A 3648-nucleotide genomic window follows, 5' to 3' on the forward strand; every position below is an offset into this window, starting at 1 on the left:
GGCGCGGCCAAGGTCGATGCCCACCACGACCGGTACGACGAACCCTTGAACGTGCGGTGGCTCTGCCGCAGCCATCACGTCAAGCTGCATCATTACGGTGAAGATATGTTTCCCATCGGCCGANCAGCAGGCAGGGTCACAGGACTAACGCAGCCAGCGACCTGGGGCGATTGGGACGAAGCGGCCACTGGAGGTCGGCCCCGCGCGTGACGCTAAGAGCCCTAAGCCGTCATTCGGTCTGGTCTCGTGAACGCCACTCTTTGACAACGCCCTGCAGGCTGATCTCGATGCTTGGCTCGTCCACTACAACACAGAACGGCCATATCTCGGCTACCGCAACATGGGCCGAAGGCTCATCGACACTGCAATGTCATTCGGAAGCCACGACGGTTAAGAGGACATCTATATGTCTGCCCTCGTGGCGGTGCGCTTCAACCGCGATCTCAAAGTGAAGTACGATAATCTGGTCGGGGCTAGAAAGCCTGCAAAGGTTGCTCTCGTCGCCATCATGCGCAAGCTCATCATCTTGGCAAACGCACTACTGCGGAATGGACGAACCTGGACCGAAATGCGGCCTTGAGCATCACGGATACTCCGTCACGCAATCTTCCTAATCTGTCCCATGGGCGCTGACGTCAGACAAGGACTTGCCTGTATTAGGAACTGCGTTCTAACGTCAGACAGTATATGGACATGAGAGCCAATGTACAAACCACCGCTGGATCCCACATGCCTACAATCGCTTCATCTTCGGTTCCACCTCCCTCGTCATGGGAGGAGTTTGAAAATATATGCTTAGCAGCTACAAAAATTCGATGGCGAAGTCCGGATTTTTCAAAAAATGGTCGGCCCGGCCAACAGCAAGATGGGGTAGATATTTACGGTTACAGCCGCGATCATGATCTTCTTGCAATTCAATGCAAAAATACTACAAAAAAGGTGTATAAATCTATCATTGAAGAAGAAATTAGAAAGGCAGAAATTTTCGATATTAATTTGAGAACATTATATATTGCTACCACTGCAGGAAACGATGCCGTTTTGCAGCGAGAGGTGCGCGCAATGCATAAGGATCGTATAGATCAAAAGAAGTTTGGGGTCCATATTCTATTCTGGCACGACATTATTCAAGACTTGAGCTCGTGTGAAGAGACATTCTATGCGCACTTTCCGCAATTCTTCAATACAAGCAGGTCCCAAAAGAAACTTGATGTTGAATTCGTCAAAAACGTTCTCGATGAATCTAATAAGTTTGGAGAAATAAATTACATTGCCTCTGATGATTTTCATGAACGTGGCGTTGGCGAAATGATGCTTTCTGGCTTTAATTTTAATCTGCGTAATTGGAAGTCGAGACCTCACAAGTTCTCCCTTGGAAATCTATCTGCTGTATATGACGAGTTCATACGCAGCATGGAGGGATTTGTCGATACTGCCAATGGAATGGCAAAATACTATTATAAAGGGATGGATGCGAAGGCAGCGACAGAAGAGGATAAAATAAAATTTCATTCGGAATTTTCCGAACTGAAGCAGAAGGCGGCCCGCGTTGTTCGGGATTACTACGCGCTTGCCCGCGAGATTTCGGCTAATGAGGTCCACTAGTTCTCTTACTGCATAAACTAGCTAGGAGGACGTGTGGGATTAAGACAATCGCCGGCAATTGTTACTGCCGGTCTGCGGACCTGTCGAATGTCCGGAATGTCCCGCATCGTGCCGCTGGCCTCACCGGATTTCCGTATTGTTCTTGGTGCCTCCGCCATCGAGCGCCCGATAGACCGTCATCCGGGATACGCCGAGTTCGCGGGCGATCCGGGCTTTGGAAACGCCGTCCGATGCGAGCTTCCGGATCTTTGCATCGTCCACCCGCTTTTCCCTTCCCTTGTAGACGTCCTTGCCCTTCGCCGCCTCAATGCTGGCGCGCTGACGATCAGGAATGAACTTCAACTCCATGTAGGCCACCATGCCTTGAACGGTGATGACCATCCGCCCGATATCGCCGGCCGTGGTGACTTCGGGTTCGAGGACGCGGAGCGACGCTCCCTTGGCATCCAGCTCATGAACCAGGTTCAGCACGTCGCGTGTGGACCGGCCGAGGCGGTCGAGGCGATGCACGACCAGTTCATCACCCACGCGCAGAAACTCCAAAACCTTTGCCAACTCGCTGTGGCCGTCGCGGGAAGCTCCCGGCCCGGTCTCGGCGCGAATGATCTCGCAGCCTGCAGCCCTGAGCGTGGCTTTCTGGACATCGAGATCCTGGCTGGACGTCCTGACGCGGGCGTATCCAATCCGAGGCATGGGCAATCTGTCACGTTAGGGTGGTTGAGGTTCTAGTGCTGTCGCAAAGGCATCTTTGCCACTCATTTCTGACGCTCCCGGCCGTCACATCTAGATGTCACCCACGGGTGTGCCCAAACGTGACACAGCAGGGTAGGGCAGCGGTTGGCCGGTGCCTTTCCGTCACACTGCTTCTGACTTTTTTATCCTCCCGATACCATATAGAATAACAGGTATCAGATCTGGAAAGATGACCTAAGGAAGGATGCAAGACATGACAGCCCAACGCGTCCGGATCATTGAAGGAGGCAAGCTTGTCATTCCGGCGCTCATGCGCCGCGAGCTTGGGATTGCCACAGGAGATACTGTGCTTGTCGACATTGAAGATGGTGAACTGCGTGTTCGATCGCTTTCGCAAGCCGTTGCGAGAGCCCAGGCCATATTGCGGCGCCATGTGCCTGAGGGCGTTTCTCTGGCGGCCGAGCTGATCGCCGACCGGCGGCGCGAGGCAGAGCGTGAGTAAGGCCGCGGTCCTGGATGCCTCTGCCCTGCTTTGTCTTCTAAACGGAGAGTCCGGCAGTGAGCGCGTTATTGAAGCGTTGCCTGCCGCCGTGATTGGGGCCGCCAACTTGGCGGAGGTCGTGTCCAAGCTACGTGAGCGAGGCCTGAGTGCTGAAGAAGTGCAAGATGTGCTCGGCAGCCTTCCTCTTGATGTTCGACCTCTCAGCGCCTCTCAGGCATACGCGATTGGTCATCTGCGCCCGACCACCCGGAATTACGGGCTGTCGCTCGGAGATCGGGCATGTCTTGCCCTGGCAGCCGAACTCGGATTGCCTGCCCTGACTGCAGACCAGGCCTGGGCCGGCCTCGATATCGGCGTGGAGGTTGAACTCATCAGAGGATAATGGGCGACACGAGCAGCCATTGCTCCACACCCCTCTGCGACAAGCGTTTGAGTACCATGTCCAATCTGAAAATTGGAGGTGGTATTCTGGACAGCTGATTTCCTGACACGGTTCTTGGACAGCAGGAGCCGCTTGCTTCGGGGTTCAGAACCTATCGGCAGCCACGCCCAGCAGATGAACGTTTGATGGTCGTCCACGAAGTGCAGTTCAATCGGCGGCAATGTGGATCTCGGCCCATTGCTGTCGGTCGGCACCCACGAATGCTGCGGAGCGGCTTTTCTTGAAGCGGTTACCCCTCCGCGGCGCAGCAATTCGCCTCTGGGAGCGTCCGTGCGGCACCATTCTTGCAAAAGGCAGAGTGGCGACGGCCGCCGTTTCCTCCCAGTCACCTCGGCAGAGGGTTTAACGTAACGCTGGCCTGATTTTGCTTGTCCTCAAGCTAACTTAAGGGCACCTCGAAAAATTG

At 54.4% G+C, this 3648-nt stretch carries 4 protein-coding genes and 2 pseudogenes; 5 read left to right on the plus strand and 1 reads right to left on the minus strand.

Features of this window, described 5'->3' with window-relative positions:
- Positions 1–268: 268 nt before the first annotated feature.
- The 3 genes and pseudogenes from CK944_RS21710 to CK944_RS23060 all read left to right on the plus strand — a co-directional run.
- Positions 269–394, plus strand: a pseudogene (locus CK944_RS21710) (IS481 family transposase); the annotation flags it as partial.
- A 6-nt stretch (positions 395–400) separates the two neighbouring features.
- Positions 401–580, plus strand: a pseudogene (locus CK944_RS21715) (IS110 family transposase); the annotation flags it as partial.
- 113 nt (positions 581–693) lie between these two features.
- The gene (locus tag CK944_RS23060; protein ID WP_158248126.1) at positions 694–1605 is read left to right on the plus strand and encodes a hypothetical protein; all 912 of its coding nucleotides are present in this window, start codon (positions 694–696) and stop codon (positions 1603–1605) included.
- Positions 1606–1725: 120 nt separating this feature from the next.
- Here CK944_RS23060 and CK944_RS21725 read toward each other — a convergent pair whose 3' ends face one another.
- Positions 1726–2298: a recombinase family protein gene (locus CK944_RS21725; RefSeq protein ID WP_103175125.1), complete on the minus strand. Its 573-nt coding sequence runs from the start codon at positions 2296–2298 to the stop codon at positions 1726–1728.
- A gap of 253 nt (positions 2299–2551) precedes the next feature.
- Between CK944_RS21725 and CK944_RS21730 the strand changes: the two genes are divergently transcribed.
- Both CK944_RS21730 and CK944_RS21735 read left to right on the plus strand, forming a co-directional pair.
- Positions 2552–2800, plus strand: coding sequence for an AbrB/MazE/SpoVT family DNA-binding domain-containing protein (locus CK944_RS21730; RefSeq protein WP_103175127.1), 249 nt, complete (start codon positions 2552–2554; stop codon positions 2798–2800).
- Positions 2793–3182 (plus strand): type II toxin-antitoxin system VapC family toxin, encoded by a 390-nt coding sequence (locus CK944_RS21735; RefSeq protein ID WP_103175126.1) that lies wholly within the window; start codon positions 2793–2795, stop codon positions 3180–3182. Before CK944_RS21730 ends, CK944_RS21735 begins: the two co-directional genes overlap by 8 nt.
- Positions 3183–3648 lie beyond the last annotated feature (466 nt).

Origin of the sequence: Paracoccus sp. SY (assembly GCF_002901215.1) — a bacterium.
In the GTDB taxonomy this organism is placed as follows: Bacteria; Pseudomonadota; Alphaproteobacteria; order Rhodobacterales; family Rhodobacteraceae; genus Paracoccus; species Paracoccus acridae.